The organism is Kitasatospora sp. NPDC040550 (assembly GCF_055594965.1).
In genome coordinates this window covers 45,841-68,451 of record NZ_JBVIWC010000027.1, presented here as the reverse complement: position 1 = coordinate 68,451, position 22,611 = coordinate 45,841, and the positions used below count along the sequence as shown (strand labels likewise).

Here is a 22,611-nt window from a genome sequence, read left to right as displayed (position 1 = left end):
CGGTGGCCGAGCCGGCCGAGGCGGTCGTGGTCGGCGTGACGAGGTTGGCCACCAGGCCCAGGACGAGCGCGGCGGTGCCCGCGCCGGCCGTGATGCCTCCCAGCAGCCAGGTCCACCGCCGGGCGGGCCCGCCCGGGCGCAGGTCCGCCGGGTCGGGGAGGGTGGCGGGAACGGCCTGGGCCGGCAGGGGGCTCGTGCGCGGGAGGGTGGGCAGCGGCTGGGTCGCTGGCGGGGTGTCCTCGATCTCGGCCATCTCGTGATGAACCCTTCGAAGGCTGTCAGCCGCCGGCTGACAGGTGATAGGCGGTCAGGGTGGGCCCGTAGCCGACCAGCAGGGCCGCGTCCTGGACGAGGACGTGCGGGCCGCCGGGTTGGCGGGCGAAGCTCTGGTGCCACTGCGGGCCGCCGTCGGCGCCGGCGAGCGACTGGAGGGCGATCCCGCCCGTGTCGGTGGGCGTGGTGACGAGGACCGAGCCCGCGGCCGCGCCCTGGACGGTGGCGGCGCCCTGCACCGACGGCCAGGTCCACGCGGTGGCCCCGGTGCGCGGGTCGGTGCCGGACACGCCCTTCGGGCCGCCGGTCACGACCAGGGCCGCGGTGTCCGCGCACCCGGTGACGGCACCGGTGTGGGTGCCGCTCCAGAGCCGGGCGCCCGAGGTGTCGAAGGCCGCCGTCGGGATCTGCCCGTCGGTGGCCGTCGCCGCGGCGACGGGAAGACAGGTGAGCACCGCTCCACGGAGCGCGAGCGAACCCAGGTAGGAACCGGCGGACATGGTCGCCGAGGCCGGCGGCAGGCCGCTGGGCCGGCTCCACCGGGCGGTCCCGCGCTCGCCGTCCACGGCGGTCAGGGCGCGGTCCGGGTCCAGGGCGTACAGGCTGCCGCCGCTCGGCGGCGCGTACAGCTCCTGGGCGTCCAGCGACCAGCGTTGGCGCCCGCTCGCGCGGTCGAGCGCCAGGAAGCGGAAGGCGCCGGCGGCGGCCAGGTCCGGATCGCCGAGGACCGTGACGACCAGCAGGCCCGCCGCGTCCATGCCCTGGACGCGGAAGGAGGTGCCCAGCGCCGCGCTGCTCCACAGCCGGCGCCCCGCGGCCGCGTCGTAGCCGTGCAGTGCCCCGTCCGCTCCGGTGACCAGCAGCAGACCCGGCAGCGGCAGGGTGAGGGCCTGCGCGCCGGGGACCGGGTCGGGGGAACGCCAGAGCTCGGCGCCGCTGCGTGCGTCCCGCGCCCGCACCGAGCCGTCCTGGTCCACCGACCACACCCGCCCGCCGTCGCCGACCAGCGACGCCCCCGCCTCCGAGGTGCTGCTCCACAGCACCCGTCCGTCGGAACGGGCGTAGCCGACGGCCCCCGTGCGGTCCGCGCACACCACCGCCGCCGGGCCGCAGGCCACCGGCGCCATCCCGGTCCGGGGGAGGGTCGCCGTCCAGGCCTTCGGGGGCGCTCCCGCGTTTCCCGGCCACAGCAGCCGGGTGGCACCGGCCGCGGCGGCCGTGGCGAGCAGGGCGCCGCCGAGGACGAGCAGCCGGCGCCGGGTGCCGTTCGGATCGCTCAGCACCCGGGCCAGTTCACGCTCACGCCGGTGTACGGTCCGCTCCGCCCCGCCCATCCAGTCGGTGCCGACCGCCGGGCCGTACCGGAAGGCCTCGGCGAGCTCGGCGGGTGCGGGCCGCCGGGCCGGATCCCGGTCCAGGCAGCGCACCAGCAGTCCCGTCAGCTCCGGTGGCACCCCGTCCAGATCCGGGGGCTCCTCGGAGGCCCGGTAGACCAGCACCGCCGGCGGTCCCTCGCCGAAGGGCGCGCGGCCGGTCGCGGCGAAGGCCAGCACGGCGCCCAGCGAGAACAGGTCGCTGGCGGGGGTGAGGGGCCGGCCCGCCGCGTGTTCGGGGGACATGAACCCGGGTGTGCCGATGATCTGGCCGCTCGCGGTGGGCAGCGCGTCGGCGGTCGGCTTGCTGATCCCGAAGTCGATGACCCTCGGGCCGTCCCGGGCGACCAGGATGTTCGAGGGTTTCAGGTCCCGGTGGATGATCCGGGCGCGGTGGACCGCCGCGAGCGCCTCCACCAGCCCCGCCCCCAGGACGTGGAGCGCGGGCCGGGCGAGCGCGCCGTGCCGCGCCACCGCCTCGTAGAGCGACGGCCCGGCGACGAACTCGGTTGCCAGCCAGGGGAGTTCCGCCTCAGTGTCGGCGTCCACCACCGCCACGGTGTAGGCCCCGTTGACCGACCTGGCCGCGGCCACCTCCTGGGCGAACCTGCGCCGGAACTCCGGGTCGGCCGCGTACTGCTCCTGCACGGTCTTCACCGCGACGGGGCGCCCGCTGCCGGTGGCGGCCAGGTAGACGGCGCCCATGCCGCCCGCGCCGAGTCGGCGCAGGACGCGGTACGGGCCGATGCTCCGCGCGCTCATCCCGTGCCGGCCGAGAAGGCGCGCAGGGTGGTGGCGGAGGCGCAGTAGAGCGTCCGGCCGTCGGCCGCGGTCGTCCACAGGCCCTCGTCGGAGGGCGGCCGGGCCACCCAGCGGACCGCGCCGCGGGCGGCGTCCAGGACGGCCGCCCCGTACGGCCCGCCCGGCAGCGGGACGGCGAAGAAGCCGTCACCCGCGCTCGGAGCCCGGAAGTCACCGCTCGCCGCCGGGACGGTCTCCGTCGCCAGGGCGCAGTGCCACAGCCCCCGGCCGGTCGTGACGTCCAGGCAGTAGGCCGTGCCCTGGGCGCCGGACAGCAGCAGCCGGTCGCCGCCGAGCGCACAGCCGAAGACCGCCTGGGGGACCGGGGGAGCCGTCCAGCGCTGCCGCCCGGTGGCCGCTTCCACGGCCGCGACCGTCCGGCCCACGACGACCACCAGCAGGTCGCCGGTGCGCAGCAGCCGCGCGGGCACCCCGGCACCGGGCGCGAGACCGGCGGCCTGCCAGCCGGACGCGCCGGTGCGCAGGTCCACCGCGTGCAGGACGTCACCGTCCCGGTAGTAGCACCTGCCGTCGGCGACCAGGCCCATCGAGCTGCCGGAACCGCTGTACAGGGAATCCAAGTGGCGGGCCGTCGCCACCGCCAGGTTCTCGGCGACCTCGTGCTGCCACAGCACCTCGCCGCTGCCCAGGTCGGCCCCGACGACGAGCCCGCCGCCGGTGGCGGAGGTCTGCCGGGCCGTCACCACGGTCCGCTCGTCCGCGCCGAAGACCCGCATCGTCATCGCGGCGTACGTCTGCTGGTCGGCGGGCACGGCGAGCGGGATCCGGTGGGACCGGGCCGAGGCGTCCAGCCGCACCAGGCTCGCGAAGTCCGGGGACGTGCCGTAGAGCAGCCCGCCCTGCGCCTGGAAGAACTGGACCTCCTGCTGGGACCACGCCGTACGCCCCGTCGAGGGGTCCAGGCCGGTGGCGCCCATCCCCTCGTTCCACCACACGGGCGTCGAGCCGATGAGGGACAGCTGGTGGTCGACCGTCACGCCGCTGAACGGCCGGCTCCACAGCGGGGCCGGCGCACCGGGCGAGGCACCGGCGCTGCCCGTAGCGCCCGCGCCCGTACCGCCCGCGCCGGCTCCGCCCGCACCGACACCGCCCGGGTCGGCTCCCCACGCGTCCACGGGGTCACCGACCGTCGCCGCCCCGGCAGCCGCCCGGGCCCGGCGGGTGAGCAGCAGCGGCACGCCCACGGCCGCCGCCGCGCCCGCGCCGAGCCCGGCACCGAGGCCGAACAGCCCGCGCCGGCTCAGCGACTGCCAGGCCCGCACCGGTCGCGCGGGCGGGTCCGCGGGCGGCGCCGCCAGGTCGATCCCGGCCTGCCGCTCCCGGGCCTCGACGTCGGCCAGCAACCCCGGACTCAGCAGCGCCGCCGGATCGGCCGGGGCCAGCGCGGCCAGCACGGCCGCCGCCGTGGGCCGCCGACCCGGGTCCTTGTCCAGGCACGCGGCCACCAGCGGGCCCAGCGCGGCGGGCACCCCGGAGAGGTCCGGCCACTCGTACACCACCCGCCGGTTGATCTGCGCGGGCTCACCGCTGCCGAAGGGGCTACGGCCGGTGAGCGCGTACACCAGCAGGCAGCCGAGCGAGAACACGTCCGAGGAGGCGAAGGTGACGGACGCGGAGACGATGCGCTCGGGGGCGATGTATCCCGGGGTGCCGCACACCATGCCGGTCCGGGTCAGGTGGGCCGCGTCGAAGGCCCGGCTGATCCCGAAGTCGATGACGCGCGGACCGTCCCGCGCGATCAGCACGTTGCCCGGCTTGAGGTCACGGTGCACCACCCCCACCGCGTGGATCGCGGCCAGCGCCTCCGCCAGCGCCGCCCCCAGCGCCCGTGCCCCCGCCTCGCCGAGCGGACCGAACCGCCGCACCACCTCGCCCAGCGACGGCGCCGGCAGGTACGCCGTGGCCATCCACGGCCGGGGACCGCGCGGCTGCGCGTCCACCACCGGCGGCGTGTGGAACCCCGTCACCCGCCTGGCGGCCTCCACCTCCTGCTGGAACCGGCGTTGGAACTGCGGGTCCTCGGCGTACTCGGGCCGGATGACCTTCACCGCGAGCAGTCTCAGCCCGGGCGAGCGGGCCAGGTACACCACCCCCATCCCGCCCTCGCCCAACGGCCGCAGCAATTGATGGGGGCCCACGAACACGGCCGGCCGCGCCCCCGTGCCCTCGATGTCACCCTTGGCAGCCACCAAGCCTCCCCCGTGCCCTCGCCGCCGTCACCAGACAGAGTGGCACGGACGACTCATCCGGCGGACCCCTTCCGTACATCGAAGGCGTTCGGCCCGTCCCTCCTGGAGGAACGGGCCTGGAACTCCGTCCCGGCCCGTTCCTCCAGGAGGGCGTCGGATTCCTGTTCCAGCCCGTCACCCCCCCGGCTCACACCGGGACGGGCCGTCAGATACGAGGGAACGCCCGGCCGTTCCGATGGGGCCGACCTTATCCATGGCGCTGGTGTTCTCTGACGGCTGCGGAGACGTCGAAGGGCACGATGGTGGCGGCGACGTGCGGAAGCCGGCTGACGGCGTGTGCGATCGCGTCGCCGCTTCGGGCGTGCAGGAGGCGTCCCACGATCGGGCCGTAGGCGCGGCGTGGGATCAGCAGGGTGACCCCGGTGCGGCCGTCGGCGCTCACCCGCGAGGCGAGGTCGGCGATGGCGCGGTGCAGCCGCCGGTCCGGGCAGTCGACGAGGTCGAGCGGTACGTCGGCGGCGCGATTGGCCGCCCAGGTGCGCCGAAGGTGCTCGGCGTGGGTGGTGTCGAGGGCGACGTGGACGGCCCGCAGGTGGGCGGGCCGCAGGGTGTGGGCGTAGCGCAGGGTGGTGACGACGGCGAGGTCGAGTCGGTCGACGAGGACCAGGACGACATTGCGCGATCGGGTGGCGGTGGTCGCTGCGGCGGGCGCGGCATCCATGGCGGCGCCTTCCGCGCGGTAGCGCTCGTTGGTGCGGATGAGGGCCCACACGCCGATCGGGAAGACGACGACCACGGCCCAGGCGCCTTCGGTGAACTTGGTGACGGCGAAGATGACGACCACGGCGGCGGAGGCGGCCGCGGCGGCGGCGTTGACAGCGGTCTTGAGCGTGCGGTGCTTCTCCCGGCGTCCCCAGTGGTACCTCGCCAGGCCGGCGGTGGCCATGACGAAGCCGGTGAAGACGCCGATGGCGTACAGGGAGACGAGACGGGTGACGTTGCCGCGGGTGACGATCAGCAGGCCCAGTGACACGGCGGTGAGCACCAGGATGCCGTTGGAGAAGGCGAGGCGGTGGCCTCGCAAGGTGAGCCGGCGGGGCAGGAACGCGTCTTCGGCCACGAAGCTGGCCAGGAACGGGAAGCCGTTGAACGAGGTGTTCGCCCCGGTGTAGAGGATCAGCGCGGTGGCCACTTGGACCAGGGTGAACATGGCCTGGCCGAAGCCGCTCTGACCGAACACCAGGTGCGCCTCCTGGGCCAGCACCGTGGGGCTGCCGGAGGTGTAGGGGATCGCGTGGGTCTGCCAGGCGAGCGTGGAGATGCCGAGGACCAGCGCGCCGAGGGTGGCGCTCATGACCACCAGGGTGCGGCGGGCCTTGGCACCCTGCGGCTTCCGGAAGGCGCTGACACCGTTGGAGATGGCCTCCAGGCCGGTGAGCGAGGAGCCGCCGTTGGCGAAGGCCCGCATCAGGACGAACAGCGAGGCTCCCATCAGTAGACCGTCGCCCGGGACACCGACGGGCACCGCCCCGGCGGCGTGCAGGTCCGCATCGGTCAGGCGTGGCAGGGTGCCCGCGGCCAGGCGGACCAGGCCGACGACCACGGTCAGGCCCGCGGCGAGGACGAACAGGTACGTCGGCACCGAGAACGCCCGGCCGGCCTCCCGGATGCCCCGCAGGTTGCCGTAGCACAGCAGGCACACCACACCCAGGGTCACCCACAGCTTGTCCGCCCCGAGATCGGTGTGGAACAGCAGCTGCAGCATGGAGGCGACCGCGTCCGTCCCGGCCGCGGTCTGCACCGCCACCGTCACGACGTAGTCGATCAGCAGCGCCACCGCCGCGACCTGCGCGACCCGCGGACCGAGGTTCTCCCTCGCCACGACGTACGAACCGCCCGCACGGGTGTACGTCATCACCACGTCGCGGTAGGACAGCGTGAGCAGGACCAGCAGCGCCAGGATGACCCCGGTCACCGGCATCACCAGGGCGAAACCCGCCACACCCACCACCGGGATCAGCTGGGCCAGCATCTGCTCGGTGCCGTACGCGCTGGAACTGATGCAGTCCGGCGAGAGGACGCCCAGAGCCACCGGACCCGACAGCTTCTCGTCCCGCAGCTGCGCCGTCACCAGCGGCGGTCCCAGCAGCAGCCGCTTCACGCGGTAGCCGAAGCGCTCGGGCACCCGGTCCGGCGCCGCCCCGTCCTGCACCGGCGCCCTTCCCGTCGTAGCCGCCACCAGGTACCACCCTTTCGGTTGGCATGTCCGCGCGTCCCGGCGGACGCCCGCTGGACGACTGCCCCGGCGGACGCGGAACAAGCGCGCCGGGGAGGGCGATCGTCTCCGCCGGCCGCCCGGCCCGCGTCGCGGCCGGCGCCCGGATGCGGACGAAAACGGCCGCCCGCCCCCCTTCTGAGCCAGGATCGACCGCCGGCCCCCACGAGCCGGGCGACGAGGACCACCAGGGCGTCCGCCACCTGACCGTCTCCGAGATCCGGCACGCCGACCGGCGCCCCACCCGCACGATCGAGCGGATCCCGCGGGTCCCGACCCCGACCGGACCAGTCGCACATTCCCGAGATCGAGATCTCGAACAGAGGCGTCGGTCCTGTTCCGGGTTCACCGGTCGCGGTTGCGTGGGCGGGCCATGAAGCCGCGGTCGGGCAGTGCGGGCAGGCGGTGGCGGTCGCGGGTGGTCCCGTCGAAGTCGTCGAGGAGGCCGTGGAGGACGTCGGCGAGATGGGCGGGGGAGTCGACGGTGAACAGGACGGGTTGGTAGCCGGCGACCTGGTAGGGGAGGCGTACGGCCTCGGTGAGGTTCCACGGGCGCAGGTCGGCGCGAGCGAAGCGGGCGAGTTCGCCGGAGGAGGACAGCAGTGCCGCCCCGTAGGCTTTCGGGCTGCCGGCTTCGATGAGGACGCCGTATTCGAGGGTGAACCAGTACACGCGGCTGATCAGGTCGAGGGCGTCGTCGGACTCGACGCGTGCGGCCGCGGCGCCGACCGTGCGGTAGAGGTCGGCGAAGAACGGGTCGGCGAGGTGGATGCCGTGGCCGAACACGTCGTGCAGGACGTCGGGTTCGGGCGTGTAGAGGGGCATCGCGGGGTGGCGCACGTACTGCACGGCGTGGAAGAACCCCTCGGCCATCGCTCCCAGGAAGCGCTTGTTCGGCACGATGCCGCCCGCCAGGGTGAAGCGGAACCCGGTGAGGGCCTGCAGGGCGTCGGAGACCTCGGCGTGCTGTGGCACGGCGTCGGCGGGTACCGGGGCGCCCGCCCGCGCGGCGAGGACCTCCCGGCAGGCCCACTCGTCCTGCCCGGCCCGCACCGCGGTGTGGACCGTACGCCAGGTGGAGTGCTCGGCCGGGGTGTAGGTGACGGGCCCGTACGGGTCTCCCACCCGGTGCCCGGCAGCCGCCGCCGTGATCCTGTTCCGGCGGCGCACGTAGGCGGGGTCCGCGAACCCGGGGTGCCGGCTCGCGTCGCCCAGCCGCGACCCGTCCGCGTTCAAGGGCGTCAGGTTCTCCCAGTCGACCATGCCGCGATCCTGGCAGGTGGAGTGTCGCGCATCCAGCCGCACGCTCCTTCGGCCGGAGTGCTCGAACGCGTACGGGCCCGCGCCGCGCAGGACTTGGGCCCGCTGGTGCTGCCGGCCCGACGGAGCGGGAACCGCTTGCCGTGCCGGTGTCCGCTCCGGACGATCCGTCCCCGCGGAGCCGGGAACCCTGAGAGCCAAGGCCCGTACGGACGGCGGACCGCACTCCCGGACGCCCTGGTCGCCGCCGAGGAGGCCGCGGGGCCGGGGCGCCGACCCCACCCACCGGCATGCACATCGCACCGGTCGCTACCCGCGGAAAGCGACCCGGCCGAAGGCCATCGGCGTCCTCGCCCGCGCCCACCAGGACGCGATCCGGAACCGGCAGCAACTCGCCCAACAGCTCCGCTCGCTGCTGCGCGAGTAGCTCGTCACCCTCGGCCACGGCAGGGGCGAGAGGGTGACGCTTCCTCAGATGTGCCCGACCTGCCAAGATCCGCTGGTGAAACACGTGACCTACCGTCTCCACCCGGCACAGATACGCCGTCAGTGGATCTTCTCGACGCTCTTCCTGGCCGGTGGGGCCTACCTTCTCCACCGCGGTTCGTCCGTCCCGTCAGAGGGCCGGACCGTCGTCGTCATGGCCTTCGGCGTTCTCCTGATCACCGGTGGACTCCTCCAGGTGAGGGGCGCCTTCAGCAGCGTGAGCTTCGACGAGCGCGAGATCTGGTGGACCGGGGCGCTGGGCTCCCGCAAGCGGTTCGCCTGGGCGGACATCACCAACGTCGAAGTCGGGAAGAACCGCAACCGCCCCGATTCCGGGGACGTCGTGCGGGTCACCCACCGGGAGCACGGCGACTTCAAGCTTCCTGCGGTGATCGGCATGCCGGGCGCCTGGCGCGACCCGGACTTCGAGACCAAGGCGGCCGTCACCATCGCCACCTGGCGTGCCGCGACGGCCACGGCCGGGCCGGCGACGTAGCCGGGCCCATGCGGCCCGGCCCCTCGTTCCCGCGGTCACCGACGACGACCACCAGGCCGTCCGCGCCGTTCGCCGTTCGCCTCGATGTGGAGCGGCTCCAGGTAGAGGGTCGGCGCCCCGCCGTGCCGACCTGAGCCGCGGTGCCGCGCCGTCGGGCTGCCAGGGGGCACCCCTGGCACCGCCACCCCCTGCGGACAAGCCCCGCAGTTCTACCGCGTCGTCCCGCACGCACGGCGGGACGGCCCCCGCCCGGGCCGTCCACGAGGCGACGGCCGGGGCCGTGAAGCGGGGCGACGCGGCAGGAGCACACGGCCCCGCACGACCCGGTTCGTGGGCAGTGGCCCGTGCGGGCCGGTGGGTGGCACTGATGGGTCCCGCCGGCTCGGCCGGGTGCAGGACCGCACCCGGTGTGAGGGCCCGGGGAGGGCCGGCGGGGTGGTGCCGTTCGCATGAGGGGAGTACCTCGTTCGCCGGGCAGCGGGGGCACTCAAGGGCCGGTCGTGCCTAGCCTTGGCTGACGAGGCGGCGCCAGCCGGGGCTTCGGCCGCCGGCGGGCCCGCGCGCAGCGCCGCCGTGGTCACGCCACCCCGGGACGCTCACACGCGCCGGGCCCGGTTCCGCCGGGCAACGGGTGGTCCTGGTTCCGCCGGCCCGCAACGGGCCCGACACTCCCGGAGATCCTCATGTCCTACGCGTCGATCGGTGCCCCGGGTGCCGCTCTTGCCGCCACCAGCCTGGCCACGGGCCAGATGTGGCCGGTCGTGGTCAGCGCGGTGCTCGTGCTGACCGGTGTGCTCGCGGTACGCCTGACCTTCCGCCGCGGCCGCGGTCCGGTCGAGAAGTGACCCCTGCGGACCGGTCGGCACCGCCGCTGCCCGGTGCATCCCATGCGCCGCCGCGGACCCTGTTCCTTCTGGCGATCCTTCCGGTCTCGGCGTTCACCGCCTGGGCGGCCGCACACACCGTAGCCCTCCTCGCCCAGCTCGGCGGCCACCGCGCCGGTGCCGTGGCGGCGCTGCCCTGGCTCGCCTCGTTCCTGCTGCTGTGGTGGGTACCGCTGTCGTGGTGCGAACGTCCCCGCACGATCGCCCCGCAGCGCCGGCCGGCCGTCGACGCGCTGCGCGTCACCGTCCAGATCCCGGTGTACAACGAGGACACCGAGGCCCTGCGTGCCTGTCTGCATTCCGTCCTGGCGCAGTCCCGTCCCGTCCAGCGCGTGCGCGTCGTCGACGACGGCTCCACGCACCCCGACGGCACACCGATGAGCTATGGCGAGGTGCGCACGGAGTTCACCCGTCTCGCGAGCGCCGCCGGGATCGAGACGACCTGGGACCGCACCCCCAACCGGGGCAAACGGCACGCCCAGATGCATGTCCTCACCGACGACGACGCCGATGTCTTCGTCACCCTCGACAGCGACTCCGTCCTCGACCGCCACGCCGTCCGCGAAGGACTCAAGCCCTTCGCCGATCCGGGCACCCAGTCCGTCGCCGGCCAGGTCCTCGTCCTCAACCACGACGCCAACCCGCTCACGCGGCTGACCTGCCTGCTCTACCTGCCCTTCACCCGGGGCCTGCGCAGCGCCCAGTCCGTCCTCAGACGCGTCACCATCAACTCCGGCACCCTCGCGTTCTACCGCGCCGGCATCATTCGCAGCGCGGCGGGAGCCTACGAGAACGAGCACTTCCGCGGCCGTCCCATGCAGATGAACGACGACTCGATGCTGACCTTCTACGCGATGCTCGCCGGGGACACCGTCCACCAGCCCTCCGCCCTGGTCTTCACCCTCGCTCCCGAACGCCTCGGCCACTACGTCAACCAGCAGATGCGGTGGATGCGCGGCACGACCGTGCGCCACCTGTGGTGGCTTCGCTACCTGCCCGCCGGCGGTGTCGTCTTCTGGACCACGGTCGGCGAGTACGTCCACCTCACGCTCGGCCTCGTCATCCCCGCGACCCTTCTTGCCGTCCCCGCCTTCCGTGCCAACCTCGGGGAGATCGCCTTCTACGGCGCCGTGGTCGCAACCGCGATGAGCTACCTGATGGCACTGCGGCTGTTCACCGTCAGCCGCAGCGACATGAGCCGCCGCCAGCTGTTCCTCCTGTTCGCGTGCGCACCCGTCGCGGCACTGTGGCGCACCCTCGTGCTGCGGCCCATGTACCTGTACGCCATGGCGACCTGCACCCGCGTCAACCGGTGGGGAACCCGCGACGCAATCGAGGTCACCCTCGCCGGCGCGGGCCGGGAGGCACCGGCCACCGGATGAAGCCGCGATCGCGTTCGCCGCGCCCGCCGGTCACAGCGACAGAGCAGCCCTTCCCGGCTGCTGCCCGCTGTTCCTCTGCCCCGAGGCCCGGCCGGGCTGCGCGCCCGGGCCGAGCCACTCTGCAGAGCTGCCTGGACCACCGCGCCCGCACCGGGTCGGCCAACCCCCACATCCTCACCACCCGTCTGACCGCCACCACTCGCGTCCCTGCGCAGTGCCGCCCACATCCGTGACAGCCTCACCCCCGTCGCCCTGCTGCCGCGGGTCCGTCACCCCGCCCATGTCGTCCGTACCAGAAAGCACCGTCCATGGCCGTCTCCCGGACACCGTCCTCCCACCGCCGCGGCGCGGCACACCGCTGTGTGAGCGTCGCCCTCGCACTCGGCGTCGCCGTCACGGCAACCGGCGCGAGCCCCACCCAGAAGGCATCGGCCGACGACGGCCCGTTCCCCGTACCGGTGACAGCCGGCCCGGCCGACCAGGTGATCACGGTCAAGGCCGACGGCACCCGCGCCACCGTGACCCTCTGGAGCCGACAGGACGGCCGCTGGCGGCCCCTCGACTCCACCACCGACGCGCGCATCGGGTCCGGCGGCGTCCACGACGGCCCCACCCGTGTCCAGGGAACCGGCACCACACCGACCGGCACGTACACCCTCACCCAGGCCTTCGGCATCTCCCCGGACCCGGGCACGAAACTGCCCTACCACCAGGTCACCACCCACGACTGGTGGGTCCAGGACCCCTCCTCCGCCCACTACAACCGCATGCGCACCGACACCCAGGGCGGCTTCCACCTCACCGAGGAAGGTCCCCTCGGCAGCGAACACCTCATCAACTACCCCGTCCAGTACGACAACGCCCTGGTGATCGACTTCAACACCTCCCCCGTCGTCAAGGGCCGCGGCGCCGGGATCTTCCTCCATGACCTCGGCCCCCGAGCCGGCGCCACCGCCGGCTGCGTCGCCGTCCCCGCCGCCTTCCTGACCCGGACGCTGCACTGGATCGACCCCGCAGACCATCCCGTCATCGCGATCGGCTAGTTGCTCCGACCGGGAAGGTTCGCCGGGTCGTTGGTCGTGGCGGTTCGATGTGCGGTGACGTCCGTCCGGCCGATCGTCGGGGGTGTGGTGGCCGAGCCTGGCGCGGGAGTCCTCGAGCACCCTGCTGGAGGCCTCGGAGCTGCTGGAGGACAAGGACCGTCCGGAGCGGATCCGGGCGAAGGCGGTTGACCCGTCTCATCGAGGTTGGACGAGTCTCACCGACGTTTGGCCGCCGATATCGGGGGGTGTCGTTCTCGACGGTCTGGGGGGAGGACGTTCGGGTTCACGGGGCTGGGTGTGGGGTCAGGTGGTGGCGCAGTCCAGGATTCGACCGTCGGAGGTGCCGACGAGCAGGCGGCCGGGTTCGGGTGCGGTGAGCGCGGTCGGGACGGCTGGGGCGCCGGCGATGGTCAGCCGGTGGCGCCAGCGGAGGGTGCCGTCATGGAGGTCCAAGGCCAGGAGCTCGCCGTCGCGGTAGGCCAGGTAGGCGGTGTCCGCTCCGGTGTCGAGGTCGGTGGCGACGTGGTCGGTCCGGAAGATCCAGCGGGGCACGCCGTCGGCGGCCGAGCGGCGGACGACGAAGGAGCCGCCGGGCTGCAGGCCTCGGCCGTCGTAGACGGTGCCGGCGTAAACCAGGTCACCGTCCCCGGTCTCCGCACCCGGGCCGGGGACGTGCGTCTGCCCGGGCTCCCAGGAGAACGGGAACAGGGGTTGGGCGCCCGGCCCCTTGGGGGAGCACGCCGCGAGCCAGTCCTGCTGGGGTCCCCGGCGGGCTCGTGCGACCTGGCGAACGTAGTCCCGGCTGCCGCGCCGGATCCGCAGGCGTTCTTGCCGGTCGACGTACGCGGTGGTCCGGTGCTGGATCAGCAGGCCGTCAGCGAGGGCGGTGCGTACGGGCCGCTCCGGGGTGTCCTCCTCCTGGTCGAGGGTGGCCAGGACGGTACCGTCCGGCAGTTCCTCGACGGCGAGGACGTGGCGCCGGGGCTCCCAGCCCGGGCCCAGCGCGGAGAGCGCCCGATGAGCTTCGTCCCGTCCGTCGGGGCGCGGTGCGGGTCCCCGGGGGCCGGCCAGGTCGGCGGCGGCGAGCGAACGGGGCGCGGCAGCACGCCAGTCGGACCGCCGCACGACGGCGACGTGGCCCTCGATGTGAGCCCTCCGGTCGTTCTTCCAATCGTCGGGCGGTGCCATCAGCACGCGCAGGGCCTGCCCGTCCAGCCAGGTCAGTCCGAGGACCTGACGGCCGAAGCCGTGCTCGATGAGGGTGGTGGAGGAGCCCGTTTCCCAGTCGAGCAGGAGCAACTCGCCCTCGAAGAAGTAGCCGCCGTCGTACTCCCCGGTCCCGACGGCGAGCAGGGGTTCCGTCGGGTGGAAGGCAAGGGCGTGCACCGGGAACCGGGTCCGGAGCACGGCCCGGCAGCCGAGGTCCCCTACGCCGTACACCGCCACCGTCGCCCTCTGGGCGAACCCGGGCTCACCTGCCACGGCGAGCAGACCACGCCCCTCGTCAGACACCGCCAGGACAGGCTCACCGGCCTCGGCGAACGGGCGCTCACCGAGGACGCGCAGGACATGGAGCGGGGAGGTCATACCGAAGATCCTCCCAGCCGGTGCCGTCGGGCCTACGAGCAGGCCTTGGCCAATTCGTGTCACACCGCCGCGCCGGGTGGATATCGCCGCGGTCTTCCCGGAGCTGGGGCCGTTGGCTCGGCAGGCGGTGCGCCTGCGTCCGCGCCCGGGCGAGCCGACCGTTGATGACAGTTCGGTCGGCGGCCCAGACTCCGGCTGGTAGCCGAACAGGCAGTCCGCCCCGAGGTGCCACCGGGCCCGTCGCCCCGGTGGCCGCTGCCCACCCCCTGCCGCAAGAAGCACCCGGAGCGCCGGAGGGAGGAGGCCACCGCCGCACTCAAGTGCCTGGCGGTCGCGCGGGCGGCGAACGCGGTGCTGCGTCCGTGCCGGACGTACCGGGGCTCGATCGGCGGGAAGAAGGGCTCGAAGCTGGAGCTGCGGGAGAAGGCCGGCCCCGACCGGCTGGGGTGCCCGAAGTGCGAACAGGCCCGCACCGTCAAGGATTTGGGCCCGTTGTTGCTGCCCGCGCCGACCAAACTGGAGCTGGAGCTGATGGCCGCGCTGGTCCCCACCCGGGTGCTTCACGCGAAACTCCATCCCGTGAAGGGGCGCAGTGTGTGACCTCGTGGCGATGGGGTGTCTTGGCCTGTCCTGCCGAGTTGTCTGGACCTGTGGTTGGACCTGTGGGGTTGGTGGTGGCGATACCGGGCGGCCATGGCCGGAGCGAGCCTCCGTCGGCATCGATCCTGTCGCGAAGGCGCCACGCCTCCAAGAAGGGTGGTGGCCGTGACGTCCTCGGCCGTCGACCGGTCGGTGGTCACACGGAAGGCGGGGTCGTACACGCCTCGGCGTATCTGCCGAGCTCAGAGGGCATGACATGATTCCGACGTGGCTCCTGTGACCGGCTCAGAGTATTTCCCGCCCACCGACCGCGTCGCTCTCGTCGAACTGTTCGCCGCCGCGCGAGCGGGGCGGGGCGGGGCGGCGGTCGTTCGCGGTGAAGCCGGCATCGGCAAGACCACGTTGCTGCGTCATGTCACCGAAGGGGTGGCGGGCGTACGGCTGCTGTGGGTGAACGGGGCTGAGTTCGAAGCGGAGTTCGCCTACGCGGCGGTGCACCAGCTCACCCGCTCGTTGCACGACCGGATCGAGCGGCTGCCCTCCGCGCACCGGCAGGACCTGGCCGTGGCCATGGGGCTGCGGGACGGTGGCACACCGAGCCGCTTCACCGTCGGCCTCGGCCTGCTGGGCCTGCTGTCCGATGCTGCGGCCGAGGCGCCGGTGGTGTGCGTCGTGGACGACGCGCAATGGTTGGACCGGGCGTCGGCGCAGGTGCTGGCGTTCGTGGCCCGGCGGATCGCGGACGAGCCGGTGGCGATCGTGTTCGGAGTGCGCGACCCGCACGCCGTCGCGGAACTCGAGGGGCTGACGGCGCTGACGCTGTCCAGGCTGCCCGACCAGGCGGCCCGGGCCCTGCTGTCCTCCCGCCTCCCAGGCCCGCTGGACGAGCGGGTGCGCGAACGGATCCTCGCGGAGGCACGCGGAAACCCGCTCGCCCTGTTGGAACTGCCGCGCCGCCTCGGCCCCGCAGGTCTGGCCGGAGGGTACGGGCTGCCCGCTCCGGTCTCGCCCGCCAACCGCATCGAGCGCAGCTACCAGGAACGCATCTCCCGGCTCTCCGAGGGCGCGCGCACGCTGCTCCTCGTCGCGGCCGCGGAGCCGACCGGGGATCCCGGCCTGCTGTGGCGGGCCGCCGACGTGCTGGACGTGGCGCCGGAAGCCGGACCGGAGGCCGAAGCCACGGACCTGATCGAGCTGGGCGGCCAGTCCCGATTCCGGCACCCGCTGGTGCGCTCCGCGGTGTACACGTCCGCGTCACCGGCCGAGCGCCGCCGCGTCCACGCGGCACTCGCCGATGCCACCGACCCGCTGACCGCGCCTGACCGGCGGTCCTGGCACCGGGCCCAGGCCGCGCCCCGCCCCGACGAGGACGTCGCGGCCGAGCTGCTGCGCTGCGCGCAGCGCGCACGGGGCAGGGGCGGTGCCGCCGCCGAGGCAGCCTTCCTCGAACAGGCCGCGGCCCTCACGGCCGATCCGCGCCTGCGGGCCGGACGAAGCCTCGACGCGGCTCGGGCCGCGCTGGAGGCCGGCTCCTTCGAGAACGCGATCACGCTGGTCGAGGCGGCCGAAAGCGGCCCGATCGACGGCACGGGCCGGGTGGAGGCCGAACTCCTGCGCGGCCGGGCGGCGTTCTTCCGCGACGGCGCGGCCGACGCGGCCGGCCACCTCATCAGGGCCGCCGCTCTCGATCCCGCCCGGGCCCGGCTCCACCTGCTCGACGCCCTGCAGGCGGGGCTCGTCGTCGGCCGCGCCTCCGCCGCCGCGCGCGACGCCCTGGAAGCAGCCCGACGCGCCCCTGCCGCGACGGGGGAGCGCACCACGGCCGACGAACTGCTGGACGCGCTCGTCGCCTACCTCGACGACGACCTCGCAGCGGTCCCGAGGCTGCTGCGCCTGCTGTCGGACGTCACCGATCCGCTGTGGACGCGCCGCCTGTCGCTCGCCGCTCTGCTGGCCATCGAACTGTGGGACGTCGCCCTGGAGGACGAGCTCGCCACCCGTGCCGTCGACACCGCCCGGACCGACGGAACGCTGATGATCCTCCCGGTCGGGCTCTGGATGCAGGCCATGGCAGCCGTCCAGCGCGGCGACCTGCTCACGGCCTCCGCTCTGAACAGCGAAGCCGACGCGATAGCCGACGTGACCGGAGTCCCGCGGCACTGGTACGGCCGACTGTTCGCCGCCGCGCTGCGCGGCGGCGCCGCCGAGGCGGAACCCCTGATCGCCCGGGTCCTGTCCGAATCCCACGCGCGACGCAAGGGCATGCTGACGGCGACCGCCCACGCGGCGGCGGCCCTCCACGCCAACGGGACCGCCGACCACCGCACGGCGCTGGCCTCGGCCCGGCTGGCCCTGACCGACGGCGACCTCGGGACCGCCAGCCTCGCCCTGCCCGAACTGGTCGAAGCGGCACTGCGCTGCGGTGAGGACGCTGCGGCCCGCGAGGCGTTCGCCCGGCTGTCGGACCACGCCCGTGCCGCGAACACCGACTGGGCACTCGGCGTGCGCGCGCACCTCGCCGCCCTGCTGTCCGACGACCCCGAGCCGCTCCACGCCGAGGCCGTGGCACGGCTGGAGGCCGCCGGCCTGCGCCTGTGGCACGGCCGGGCCCTGCTGCACCAAGGGGCGTGGCTGCGCCGGGACGGCCGTCGCCTGGAGGCGCGCCACGCGCTGCGCGCGGCCCACGGGCTGTTCACCGCGACAGGTGCGGAGGGGTTCGCCGAACGGGCCCGGGTCGAGCTGGTCGCCGCCGGCGAACAGGCCAGGTCCGCCACGCTCGGGGCGATGGAGGTGTTGACCGGTCAAGAGTTGAACATCGCCAGACTGGTGGCGACCGGCGCGACCTCCCGGGAGGTCGCCGACCGTTTGTTCCTCAGCCCCCGGACCATCGACGCCCACCTCCGGAGCGTCTTCAAGAAGCTCGACATCACCTCCCGCCGCCAGCTCGCTGCCGTCGTCGGCCAGACGACCTAGGAAGCTCGTCCCGGTGACCAGGTGACTGCCTGCTGTCCGGGACGTGGACCGTACCTCGACGCCACCCCGGGGGAGCGCGGACGACGTCGGCCGCGCGAGGTTCCGTCGCTGTGCCGTCAGCCCATCGGCCCGTCAGCCCGTCTGCCCGTCTGCCCGTCTGCCCGTCTGCCCATCGGCCCGTCGGGTCGTACGGGGCGATGCCGCTGCGCGTCCCGGTATCGGTTTCCGGACGACTTAGGCAGTCGCCTAGGCGACTTTCGCCGATGAGGGCGTGGGGCCGGCCGGACGAGACTCGAGCCCATGAAGAACACGCCCTCGGGCATCGACCGGGCCGCTGCGGTCGTCGCCCGTCGTGAACTGCCGATCAGCGCCCCGGCCCCCGCCGTCTGGGATCTGCTGACCTCCGTGCCCGACTGGCCGTCGTGGCAGCCGGACATCACCGAGGCCCGGGCGCTGACCCCGTTGACGCCGGGCGCCGTGTTCCACTGGCGGACCGCCGGACTGGACATCACCTCCACCGTGTACGCGGTCGAGGCGCCCCGCCTGATCCTGTGGGGCGGTCAGTCCCAGGGCATCACCGCGATCCATCAGTGGAGGCTCACGCCCTCGGCGGGAGCGACCCTCGTCGCCACGGAGGAGTCCTGGGACGGCACGCCCGTGCGAGCCGATCCCGCAGGCATCGGGCAGGCGCTCGACCAGTCCCTGCTCCAGTGGCTCCTCCATCTGAGGTCCGCCGCCGAACGCGCCCCGCGCTGAACGCCGCCGCCCACCCCAGCTCCCCCACCGGCCCGTCAGGAGCCCCCATGCGCAAACCGCCTCCCGGCGCCGTCCTCGCGGTACTGGCCGCCGGCCAGTTCACCGTCATGCTCGCCACCTCGATCGTCAACGTCGCGCTGCCGCAGATCCGTGACGGCGTGGGGCTCTCCGACGCCACCACCACGTGGGTGGTCAACGCCTACGGCCTGGCCTTCGGCGCGCTGCTGCTGGCCGGCGGGCGCGCCGCCGACCTCCTGGGCCGGCGCCGGGTGCTGCTCGTCGGCCTGGGCGCGTTCGGGGCCGCCTCGGCCGTAGCCGCACTGGCCGCCTCGCCCGGTGTCCTCATCGCCGCCCGCGCCGCGCAGGGCGTCGGCGCGGCGGCGATCGCCCCCGCCGCACTCGCCCTGGCCATGGACCTCCATCCGCCGGGCCCCGGCCGCAGCAGGGCGCTCGCGGTCTGGGGCGCGGTGTCCGGTGCGGGAGGCGCGGCGGGAGTGGTACTCGGAGGGCTGCTCACCCAGGCGTGCGGATGGCCGTGGATCTTCCATGCCGTGACGATCGGAACGTTCGCGGTCCTGGCGGCGACGGTCACGTTCGTCCCGTCCACCCCTCCCGCCGACAGAGCCGGCTTCGACCTCGCCGGTACCGCGGCCAGCGCCATGTCCGTGACCGCCCTGGTGTGGGGCCTGACCACGGCCCGCCGCGACGGCTGGACCGACACCCGGGTCCTCGCCGCGTTCGGCGCCGCCACCGCACTCGCGCTGGTCTTCCTCCGGATCGAGCGCTGCGTCGCGGCCCCGCTGGTTCCGCCGCGTCTGTTCGCGGGCGGGAAGGTGGCGGCCGGGAACCTGCTGATGGGCCTGTTCGGCTCGACCTGGATCGCCCTGTTCTACTTCCTCCCGCTCTACCAGCAACAGGTCCTCGGCGAAGACCCGCTGACCACGGGCCTTGGCCAACTCCCGCTCGCCGGTGCCAACATGGCCGGCGCAGCCCTCGCCCCCGCCCTCGCCCGCCGGGTCGGCACCCGGGCCGCGCTGGTCGGGGCCCTGCTGGCCGAGGCGGCCGGGATGCTGTGGCTGTCCCGGATCAGCGCCGACGGCGGCTTCCCGACCGACGTCCTCGGCCCCACCCTCCTCGTCGGCGTCGGTCTGAGCATCGCCTTCGTGCAGCTGACCGCCCTGTCCGTCGAAGGCGTCACCGGCGCGGACGCGGGACTGGCGGGCGGACTGGTCAACACCACCCGCCAGGTGGGCGGCGCCGTCGGGCTCGCCGTCCTCGCGACCGTCGCGGGAACCGTCACCGCCCACGCCACCGGCCACCGGCCCGGCCCGGAGGCGCTGACCTCCGGCTACCGCAGCGCCTTCGCCGCCTCCGCCGCCGTCCTGGCCGCCACCGCCCTGCTCGCGGCCCGGCTGACCCGGCGCACCCCCACCGGCCCCACCGACCGCACCGGCCCCACCGACGCCCCGAACCCCGCTCCCCGGCCCGCACTGACCACCCCATTCCCCGGCAACCCCCGACACCCCCCCCGAAATCCGCCACACACCGACCGAGAGGAACCCCGCCGTGACCACCATCGACGAGACCGCACCCGTCATCGTCCGCCTGTCCACCGAGATCGACGCCCCGCTGGAGCGGGTGTGGGCCCTGCACACCGGCATCGGCGACTGGCCGGTGTGGAACACCGACATCGACCAGGCCCGCCTGGACGGTCCGCTCGCCGAGGGCAGCTCGTTCACCTGGCGCACCCACGGGCTGGACATCACCTCCACCGTCCATGAGCTGGTGCCCGGCGCCCGGATCGTGTGGGGCGGGCCCGCGCACGGCATCGACGGCGTCCACGTGTGGACCTTCGAGCGCGCCGGCGACCGGGTGCTCGTCCGCACCGAGGAGTCCTGGAGCGGCGCCCCCGTGGAGGCCGCCGCCGACCAGCTCGGCGCCGCCCTGCGCACGTCCCTGGAGGACTGGCTCACCTGCCTGAAGAACCGTTCCGAGCACCGCTCCTGACGAGCTGCCACCACCACGCCCTGTGCCGCCGGTACCACCGCACCGACACCCTGAGGAACCGACCATGACCGACAAGCCCTTCCTGACCGGCCACCACACCCCCGCCGCCGACGAACTGACCGCCACCGAACTGACCGTCGAGGGCTCCCTGCCGCCCGAGCTGACCGGTCGCCTGGTCCGCAACAGCCACAACCCGAAGCCCGGTGTCACCCCCACCCACTGGTTCAAGGGCAGCGGCATGGTGCACGGCATCCGGCTGCGCGAGGGCCGCGCCGAGTGGTACCGCAACCGCTGGGTGCGCACCCCCGCGCTGGACGGCGCCCCGTACATCACCGAGAACGGCCCGGACCTGACCGCCTCCACCGCCGGCACCCACGTGATCGAGCACGGCGGCCGGCTGCTCGCCCTGTGCGAGGCCAACTTCCCGTTCGAGCTCACCAGGGACCTGGAGACGGTCGGCCCGTTCGACTTCGCCGGCAAGCTGCGCAGCGCGATGACCGCCCACCCCAAGAGTGACCCGGTCACCGGCGAACTGCACTTCTTCGGCTCCTCGCCCTTCCCGCCGTTCCTCCTCTACTACGTCGCCGACTCCGACGGGCACATCACCCACAGCGCCGAGATCCCCGGCGCCACCGCCTCGCTGAAGCACGACTTCGCCGTCACCCGCAACCACGTGGTCTTCGTCGAGGGCACCGTCACCTTCGACCCCGCCGAGCACTCGGGTATCCCGTACTCCTGGCAGGACGCACAGCCCGCCCGGATCGGTGTCATGCCGCGCGGGCCGCAGGGCGCCGCCGCGGTCCGCTGGTTCCCGATCGAGCCCGGGAACATGCTGCACGTCGCCAACGCCTACGAGGACGCCGACGGGCGCATCGTGCTGGAGGGCCCGACCGTCGACCGCGAGGGCTTCCAGCTGTCCTGGAACTGGTGGGTCGGCGCCCCCGGCCGCGGCAGCGAGCCCAACGCCCGCTCCTACAACCGGCGCTGGACCATCGACCTGGCCGCGGGCCGGGTGGACGAGCGCGTGATCGACGACCTCGCCATCGAGTTCCCCACCCTCAACGAGGACTACCTCGGCCTGGAGAACCGCTACCAGTACGCGGTCTCCTTCCCCGACCAGGACGGCTTCGGCGGGTACGGCGTCGTCAAGTACGACCGTGCCACCGGCGAGCGGCGCATCCACCAGGCCGGCGACGCCCGGCTGCCCAGCGAAGCGGTGTTCGTCCCCGCGGCCGACGGCACCCGGGAGGACGACGGCTACCTGCTGACCGTGGTCTCCGACCTCAAGCAGGACGCCTCCCGGCTGCTCGTCCTGGACGCCGCCGGCCTCGACCGGATCGCCACCGTCCACCTCCCGCGCCGGGTGACCGCCGGCATCCACGGCTCCTGGATCCCCGACGGCACCCGGTGACGAACACCCGGTGACGAACACCCGGTGACGAACACCCGGGGACGACCACCGCCCCGGGACCCCCAGTAGCCCCCCTCCCCACGAAAGAGCACAGCCTTGCGCACACTCACCGCAGCCACGACCGCGGCCATCACCGTGGCACTCCTGCTCACCACCTCCACCGCCGCCTCCGCCCTCACCACCGACCGCCCCACCGCGGCGGCCGAGGCGACCGCCAAGCACCCCGCGAACGTACAGATAGATCAGCAGGCCCCGGTCATCACCCGTACCGACATCCTCATCCACGCCCCGCTGCACACCATCTGGAAGATCCAGACCGACGTCGAGAACTGGCCCACCTGGCAGCCGAACGTCGACAGCATCACCAAGGACACGCCCGGCCGCCTGCGCCCCGGCTCGGTGTTCCGCTGGAGCACCGAAGGCCTCGACATCACCTCCACCGTCAAGCAGGTCATCCCCTGCAAGCGCCTCGTCTGGGGCGGCCCGGCCCAGGGCATCACCGCCGTCCACGTCTGGACCTTCACCCCCACCCGCGACGGCGTCCTCGTCCACACCGAGGAGTCGTGGACGGGCGAGCCGGTCACCGCCAACCAAGCCGTGCTCCAGGCCGCCCTCGACACCTCCCTCCACAACTGGGTCACCAACCTCAAGCACGAGGCCGAGGCCGAGGCACGGGCCACCCGGTAACCCACCCCACCTTCCCCGGCCCGGAACCGGCAGCCGCCCGGTCCGGGCCGAGGCGGTGCCCTGCGCCGGTGCGTCCGATGGTCGAGGCCGCTCCGGCGCGGAGGCCG

At 74.0% G+C, this 22,611-nt stretch carries 16 protein-coding genes and 2 pseudogenes; 11 read left to right on the top strand and 7 right to left on the bottom strand.

The window, feature by feature from the left end:
- The 5 genes from ACZ58X_RS32025 to ACZ58X_RS32005 form a co-directional block, all read right to left on the bottom strand.
- On the bottom strand, window positions 1–253 hold a 253-nt coding region (locus ACZ58X_RS32025; protein WP_470337072.1), incomplete at its 3' end, for a hypothetical protein.
- 25 nt (window positions 254–278) lie between these two features.
- Window positions 279–2,408 carry a protein kinase domain-containing protein gene (locus ACZ58X_RS32020; RefSeq protein ID WP_470337071.1) on the bottom strand — a complete coding sequence of 710 codons (2,130 nt, stop codon included), beginning with the start codon at window positions 2,406–2,408 and terminating at the stop codon, window positions 279–281.
- Window positions 2,405–4,657, bottom strand: a complete 2,253-nt coding sequence (locus tag ACZ58X_RS32015; protein WP_470337070.1) for a protein kinase domain-containing protein — start codon at window positions 4,655–4,657, stop codon at window positions 2,405–2,407. Before ACZ58X_RS32015 ends, ACZ58X_RS32020 begins: the two co-directional genes overlap by 4 nt.
- Window positions 4,658–4,904: 247 nt before the next feature.
- Window positions 4,905–6,869, bottom strand: a complete 1,965-nt coding sequence (locus tag ACZ58X_RS32010; RefSeq protein ID WP_470337069.1) for an APC family permease — start codon at window positions 6,867–6,869, stop codon at window positions 4,905–4,907.
- 408 nt (window positions 6,870–7,277) lie between these two features.
- Window positions 7,278–8,195: a phenylalanine 4-monooxygenase gene (locus ACZ58X_RS32005; RefSeq protein WP_470337068.1), complete on the bottom strand. Its 918-nt coding sequence runs from the start codon at window positions 8,193–8,195 to the stop codon at window positions 7,278–7,280.
- A 508-nt stretch (window positions 8,196–8,703) separates the two neighbouring features.
- Between ACZ58X_RS32005 and ACZ58X_RS32000 the strand changes: the two genes are divergently transcribed.
- The 4 genes from ACZ58X_RS32000 to ACZ58X_RS31985 all read left to right on the top strand — a co-directional run bounded on the left by ACZ58X_RS32000 (window position 8,704) and on the right by ACZ58X_RS31985 (window position 12,483).
- On the top strand, window positions 8,704–9,174 hold the full coding sequence (locus ACZ58X_RS32000) for a DUF308 domain-containing protein (protein WP_470337067.1): 471 nt from the start codon (window positions 8,704–8,706) through the stop codon (window positions 9,172–9,174).
- 683 nt (window positions 9,175–9,857) lie between these two features.
- Window positions 9,858–10,019, top strand: coding sequence for a hypothetical protein (locus tag ACZ58X_RS31995; protein ID WP_470337066.1), 162 nt, complete (start codon window positions 9,858–9,860; stop codon window positions 10,017–10,019).
- Window positions 10,016–11,440 carry a glycosyltransferase gene (locus tag ACZ58X_RS31990; RefSeq protein ID WP_470337065.1) on the top strand — a complete coding sequence of 475 codons (1,425 nt, stop codon included), beginning with the start codon at window positions 10,016–10,018 and terminating at the stop codon, window positions 11,438–11,440. Before ACZ58X_RS31995 ends, ACZ58X_RS31990 begins: the two co-directional genes overlap by 4 nt.
- Before the next feature lie 308 nt (window positions 11,441–11,748).
- Window positions 11,749–12,483: a L,D-transpeptidase family protein gene (locus tag ACZ58X_RS31985; protein WP_470337064.1), complete on the top strand. Its 735-nt coding sequence runs from the start codon at window positions 11,749–11,751 to the stop codon at window positions 12,481–12,483.
- A 303-nt stretch (window positions 12,484–12,786) separates the two neighbouring features.
- On the opposite strand, the gene ACZ58X_RS31980 is transcribed toward ACZ58X_RS31985, so the two are convergent.
- Window positions 12,787–14,070, bottom strand: coding sequence for a hypothetical protein (locus tag ACZ58X_RS31980; RefSeq protein ID WP_470337063.1), 1,284 nt, complete (start codon window positions 14,068–14,070; stop codon window positions 12,787–12,789).
- 225 nt (window positions 14,071–14,295) lie between these two features.
- On the opposite strand from ACZ58X_RS31980, the gene ACZ58X_RS31975 reads away from it, so the two are divergent.
- The gene (locus tag ACZ58X_RS31975; protein ID WP_470337062.1) at window positions 14,296–14,670 is read left to right on the top strand and encodes a hypothetical protein; all 375 of its coding nucleotides are present in this window, start codon (window positions 14,296–14,298) and stop codon (window positions 14,668–14,670) included.
- Window positions 14,671–14,743: 73 nt separating this feature from the next.
- On the opposite strand, the pseudogene ACZ58X_RS31970 reads toward ACZ58X_RS31975, so the two are convergent.
- Window positions 14,744–14,897 (bottom strand): annotated as a pseudogene (locus tag ACZ58X_RS31970) (sigma factor); the annotation flags it as partial.
- Between the two features lie 40 nt (window positions 14,898–14,937).
- On the opposite strand from ACZ58X_RS31970, the gene ACZ58X_RS31965 reads away from it, so the two are divergent.
- The 6 genes and pseudogenes from ACZ58X_RS31965 (at window position 14,938) to ACZ58X_RS31940 (ending at window position 22,504) form a co-directional block, all read left to right on the top strand.
- Window positions 14,938–17,643 (top strand): ATP-binding protein, encoded by a 2,706-nt coding sequence (locus tag ACZ58X_RS31965; protein WP_470337061.1) that lies wholly within the window; start codon window positions 14,938–14,940, stop codon window positions 17,641–17,643.
- Between the two features lie 300 nt (window positions 17,644–17,943).
- On the top strand, window positions 17,944–18,399 hold the full coding sequence (locus ACZ58X_RS31960) for an SRPBCC family protein (RefSeq protein ID WP_470337060.1): 456 nt from the start codon (window positions 17,944–17,946) through the stop codon (window positions 18,397–18,399).
- Between the two features lie 47 nt (window positions 18,400–18,446).
- Window positions 18,447–19,652, top strand: a pseudogene (locus ACZ58X_RS31955) (MFS transporter); the annotation flags it as partial.
- Window positions 19,653–19,965: 313 nt separating this feature from the next.
- The gene (locus ACZ58X_RS31950) at window positions 19,966–20,406 is read left to right on the top strand and encodes an SRPBCC family protein (protein WP_360235006.1); all 441 of its coding nucleotides are present in this window, start codon (window positions 19,966–19,968) and stop codon (window positions 20,404–20,406) included.
- 64 nt (window positions 20,407–20,470) lie between these two features.
- Window positions 20,471–21,817: a carotenoid oxygenase family protein gene (locus ACZ58X_RS31945; RefSeq protein WP_470337059.1), complete on the top strand. Its 1,347-nt coding sequence runs from the start codon at window positions 20,471–20,473 to the stop codon at window positions 21,815–21,817.
- A 96-nt stretch (window positions 21,818–21,913) separates the two neighbouring features.
- A complete protein-coding gene (locus ACZ58X_RS31940) occupies window positions 21,914–22,504 on the top strand; it encodes an SRPBCC family protein (protein ID WP_470337058.1) in 591 nt (196 codons plus the stop codon).
- Window positions 22,505–22,611 lie beyond the last annotated feature (107 nt).

Coding starts and splice junctions, on each gene's coding strand:
- ACZ58X_RS32020 (WP_470337071.1), bottom strand. CDS start 2,408: ATGAGCGCGCGGAGCATCGGCCCGTACCGCGTCCTGCGCCGACTCGGC.
- ACZ58X_RS32005 (WP_470337068.1), bottom strand. CDS start 8,195: ATGGTCGACTGGGAGAACCTGACGCCCTTGAACGCGGACGGGTCGCGG.
- ACZ58X_RS31995 (WP_470337066.1), top strand. CDS start 9,858: ATGTCCTACGCGTCGATCGGTGCCCCGGGTGCCGCTCTTGCCGCCACC.
- ACZ58X_RS31985 (WP_470337064.1), top strand. CDS start 11,749: ATGGCCGTCTCCCGGACACCGTCCTCCCACCGCCGCGGCGCGGCACAC.
- ACZ58X_RS31980 (WP_470337063.1), bottom strand. CDS start 14,070: ATGACCTCCCCGCTCCATGTCCTGCGCGTCCTCGGTGAGCGCCCGTTC.
- ACZ58X_RS31960 (WP_470337060.1), top strand. CDS start 17,944: ATGAAGAACACGCCCTCGGGCATCGACCGGGCCGCTGCGGTCGTCGCC.
- ACZ58X_RS31945 (WP_470337059.1), top strand. CDS start 20,471: ATGACCGACAAGCCCTTCCTGACCGGCCACCACACCCCCGCCGCCGAC.